The organism is Actinomadura logoneensis (assembly GCF_003428695.1).
GTDB lineage: Bacteria > Actinomycetota > Actinomycetes > Streptosporangiales > Streptosporangiaceae > Spirillospora > Spirillospora logoneensis.
Genome location: NZ_QURH01000062.1, coordinates 1 through 4,652, shown reverse-complemented (window position 1 = coordinate 4,652; position 4,652 = coordinate 1). Strand labels below are relative to the sequence as shown.

At 71.9% G+C, this 4,652-nt stretch carries 2 protein-coding genes; one reads left to right on the top strand and one right to left on the bottom strand.

What is annotated here, in order from left to right:
- On the bottom strand, positions 1-535 hold a 535-nt coding region (locus DZF91_RS03105), incomplete at its 3' end, for an ATP-binding protein (RefSeq protein ID WP_147340967.1).
- A 352-nt stretch (positions 536-887) separates the two neighbouring features.
- On the opposite strand from DZF91_RS03105, the gene DZF91_RS03100 reads away from it, so the two are divergent.
- Positions 888-4,652 (top strand): HAMP domain-containing protein (locus tag DZF91_RS03100; protein ID WP_117355989.1); only part of this gene is annotated, 3,765 nt, incomplete at its 3' end.

The following is a 4,652-nucleotide window of genomic DNA, read 5'->3' as shown; positions in this document are numbered from 1 at the left end:
GCGAATCGGGTTCGGGGGCTCCCCAGCCGGGGTCGGCGGCGGTGCGGGCGGCGCGTCCGGCCGCCGGGGCGCCCGGAGCCGCCTCCCCGGCGGCGTCCGGACGGGCCGGATAGCCGGGGCGGCGGGCGAAGTCGTCGGTCGGGGGCTCCTCGGGCGCGGTCCCCGGCCGGGCCAGGCGGAACCAAATGCCCTTGCTCTCGTGGTCGTAGTCGACGCCCCAGGACGCCGCGAGCCGGGCGATCGACGGCAGGCCCCGGCCGCTGGCGGCGGTCACCCCGGGCATCACCGGGGTCCGGGTGGGGTGCCGGTCGCGGACCTCGATCTGGATCTCGTCGTCGGTGACGCTGCACACCACGTCGAAGGCGGTGCCGGCGTAGGCCACCGCGTTGGTCGCCAGCTCGCTGGTCGCGAGCACCGCGTCGTCGGCGGCCTCGGTGAGGCCCCAGTCGCGCAGGGTCCGCTGGACGAACCGGCGCGCGTCCGCCACGGAGGCCGCAGCGGACGGGAAGGTGGCCGACGCCGTCTGCCGATCCAACTGTCGTCCCTTGCTCGTCGTCACATCTGAGTCCGGCCGAACCTGCGGGCCCGGTCGCCGTGACAGACTGGTCAACCAGCCAGGCGCCGGTACCGTCCACCGTGCTCACGCCGGGACAGACCGTAACACGAAGCCCGTGGGGGTGGGTGAGGTCATCCAGGGCGGCATCGCCTCCCGGTGTCGGGGGAAGGCCCCCGGGGGCCGCGCGGGCGACCGCGCAGCGGCTTCCGGACGCGGCTTCCGGCCGCCGTGTTGGTAGGCCCGAGGACCGGCCGCCGGGCCAGTGGCGACGTAAAGTACAGATGCGGGCCGGCGAGGAGCCCGAGCCAACGGGCGCCCGTCGGCCAGGAGGATGGATCTGATGCCCCGTAGCGCCACGCGATCCCGAGCGGGCGACGGTGTCTCCAAGGACACCACCCCGCGGTACAGCGACGCCGATCTGGAGCCGCTGCTGCGCGCCCTGACGGCCGTCCGGGACGGCAGGCTGCGCACCCCCGTCGAGGTGACCGGCGACGGCGCCGTCGCCGAGGCACTGACCGTGCTGGACCAGATCCGCGACAACGGCCACCAGGTCGCGTCAGGGCTGGCCCGGGTGCGCCGGGAGATCGGCCGCGACGGCCAGATGCGCGGCCGGCTCACCCCCGGCACGCTGCGCGGCTCGTGGGCCGGCGCCGTGGAGGACTCCAACGCCATCCTGGACAAGCTGACCGACCTGGCCACCGGCATGTACCAGGTGGTGGAGGCGGTCGCGAAGGGCGACCTGACCCAGCGCGTCGAGCTGCGCGTCGGCGGCCGTCCGATGCGGGGCGAGCTGCTGCGGATGGCCAAGTCGGTGAACGGGATGGTCGAGCTGCTCGACCAGTTCACCTGGGAGGTCACCCAGTTCGCCCGCGAGGTCGGCACCGAGGGACGGCTCGGCGGCAAGGCGTCCGCGCGCGGCATGACCGGCCGCTGGCGGGACGTGACGGCGGCGGTGAACGTCATGGCCGACCGGCTCACCAGCCAGGTCCGCGACATCGCCGAGGTGACCACGGCGGTGGCGCGCGGCGACCTGGCCCGCAAGGTGACCGTCGAGGCCGCGGGCGAGCTGCAGGAGCTGAAGCTCACGGTGAACCAGATGGTCGACACCCTGTCGGCGTTCGCCGACGAGGTCACCCGCGTCGCCCGCGAGGTGGGGACGGAGGGCCAGCTGGGCGGGCAGGCGAAGGTGCACGGGGTGTCGGGGGTCTGGAAGGACCTCACCGACAACGTCAACGCGATGGCGAACAACCTGACCAGCCAGGTGCGCAACATCGCGCAGGTCACGACGGCGGTCGCGGACGGCGACCTGACCAAGAAGATCACCGTCGGCGCGCAGGGCGAGATCCTTCAGCTGAAGTCCACGGTGAACCAGATGGTGGACACGCTGTCGGCGTTCGCCGACGAGGTGACCCGCGTGGCCCGCGAGGTCGGCACCGAGGGACGGCTCGGCGGCCAGGCGCGGGTGCCGGGCGTGAGCGGCGTCTGGAAGGACCTGACCAACAACGTCAACGGCATGGCGTCCAACCTGACCTACCAGGTCCGCAACATCGCGCAGGTGACCACGGCGGTCGCGGGCGGCGACCTGACGAAGAAGATCACGGTGGACGCGCAGGGCGAGATCCTGCAGCTCAAGGACACCATCAACACCATGGTCGACACCCTGTCGGCCTTCGCCAACGAGGTCTCCCGCGTGGCCCGCGAGGTCGGCACCGAGGGCCGCCTCGGCGGCCAGGCGAAGGTGCACGGCGTGTCGGGCATCTGGAAGGACCTCACCGACAACGTCAACGGCATGGCGAACAACCTGACCGTCCAGGTGCGGGGGATCGCTCAGGTCACGACGGCGGTCGCGCACGGCGACCTGACCAAGAAGATCGGCGTGGACGCGCAGGGCGAGATCCTGCAGCTCAAGGACACCATCAACACCATGGTCGACACCCTGTCGGCCTTCGCCAACGAGGTGACCCGCGTGGCCCGCGAGGTCGGCACCGAGGGCCGCCTCGGCGGCCAGGCGAGCGTGCCCGGCGCGGGCGGCATGTGGAAGGACCTCACCGACAACGTCAACGGGATGGCGTCCAACCTGACCTACCAGGTCCGCAACATCGCGCAGGTGGCGACGGCCGTGGCCGACGGCGACCTGACCAAGCGGATCGACGTGGACGCGCAGGGCGAGATCCTGTCCCTGAAGACCACGCTGAACACGATGGTGGACACGCTGTCGTCGTTCGCCTCCGAGGTCACCCGGGTGGCCCGGGAGGTCGGCACCGAGGGACGGCTCGGCGGGCAGGCCGAGGTCGAGGGCGTGTCGGGCACCTGGAAGCGGCTGACCGAGAGCGTGAACGAGCTGGCGTCCAACCTGACGACGCAGGTGCGGGCGATCGGCGAGGTGGCGAGCGCGGTGGCGCGCGGCGACCTGACCCGGACGATCACGGTGGAGGCGCGCGGCGAGGTCGCCGAGCTGTCGGACAACGTGAACCTGATGGTCACCACGCTGCGCGAGACGACCCGCGCGAACGAGGAGCAGGACTGGCTCAAGACCAACCTGGCCCGGATCGGCGGGCTCATGCAGGGCCACCGCGACCTCTACCAGGTCGCGAACCTGATCATGAGCGAGCTGACCCCCACCGCCAGCGCCCAGTACGGCGCGTTCTACCTGGCCGAGGGGCAGCCGGGCGAGCGGGAGCTGGTGCTGATCGCGGGCTACGGCATCTCCCGGGACCGGTTGCGCGGGGTGCGCTTCCAGCCCGGCGAGGGGCTGGTCGGGCAGGCCGCGCTGGAGCGCCGGACGGTGCTGATCACCGGCGCCCCGGCCGACTACGTCAAGATCGGCTCCGGGCTGGGCGAGGCGTCCCCGGTGAACGTGATCGTGCTGCCGATCGTGTTCGAGGACGAGGTGCTGGGCGCGATCGAGCTGGCCTCGTTCTCCCGGTTCACGGACGTCCACCTGGCGTTCTTCACCCAGCTGATCGAGACGATCGGGGTGACGCTGAACGCGATCCGGGCCAACACCAGGACCGAGGCGCTGCTGACCGAGTCGCAGCGGCTCGCGCAGGAGCTGCAGGAGCGCTCGGACGAGCTGCAGCGGCAGCAGGGCGAGCTGCGGCACTCCAACACCGAGCTGGAGGAGAAGGCGGCGCTGCTGGCGCAGCAGAACCGGGCGATCGAGATCCAGAACTTCCAGATCGAGCAGGCCCGCAGGACGCTGGAGGAGCGCGCCGAGCAGCTGGCGGTGTCCTCGCAGTACAAGTCGGAGTTCCTGGCGAACATGTCGCACGAGCTGCGCACGCCGTTGAACAGCCTGCTGGTGCTGGCCAAGCTGCTGTCGGAGAACCCTGGCGGCAACCTCACCGACAAGCAGGTGGAGTTCGCCCGCACGATCCACAACTCGGGCACGGACCTGCTGGAGCTGATCAACGACATCCTCGACCTGGCCAAGGTCGAAGCGGGCAAGATGGAGCTGCACGCGCAGCGGCTGCCGGTGTCGGCGCTGGTCGACTACGTGGAGGCGACGTTCCGGCCGCTGGCGGTCGACAAGGGGCTGGAGTTCGGCGTCGAGGTCGCCGAGGGCGTCCCCGCGACGCTGTTCACCGACGAGCAGCGGCTCCAGCAGGTCCTGCGCAACCTGCTGTCGAACGCGGTGAAGTTCACCGCCGAGGGCCAGGTGAAGCTGCTCATCGAGCCCGCCGGGGACACCGACTTCGCCCTGGCCTCGCTGTGGCAGACCCCGGACGTGCTGGCGTTCCGGGTCATCGACACCGGCATCGGGGTGAGCGCCGACAAGCTGCAGGTGATCTTCGAGCCGTTCACGCAGGCGGACGGCAACACCAACCGGCGCTACGGCGGCACTGGGCTCGGCCTGTCGATCAGCCGGAACATCGCGCGGCTGCTGGGCGGGGAGGTGCAGGTCCGCAGCGAGCCGGGCAAGGGCAGCGAGTTCACGCTGTACCTGCCCGCGCACTACGCCGAGCCGGACGGGCGGCGGCGGCCGGCCGTCCCGCTGGAGGGCACGCCCTCCCCCACGCCCGAGCCCGCGGCGATCGAGCAGGGGTTCACCGGCGGCCGGAACGGCGGGTCCGCCCCCGAGCCGCCCGCGCCCCCG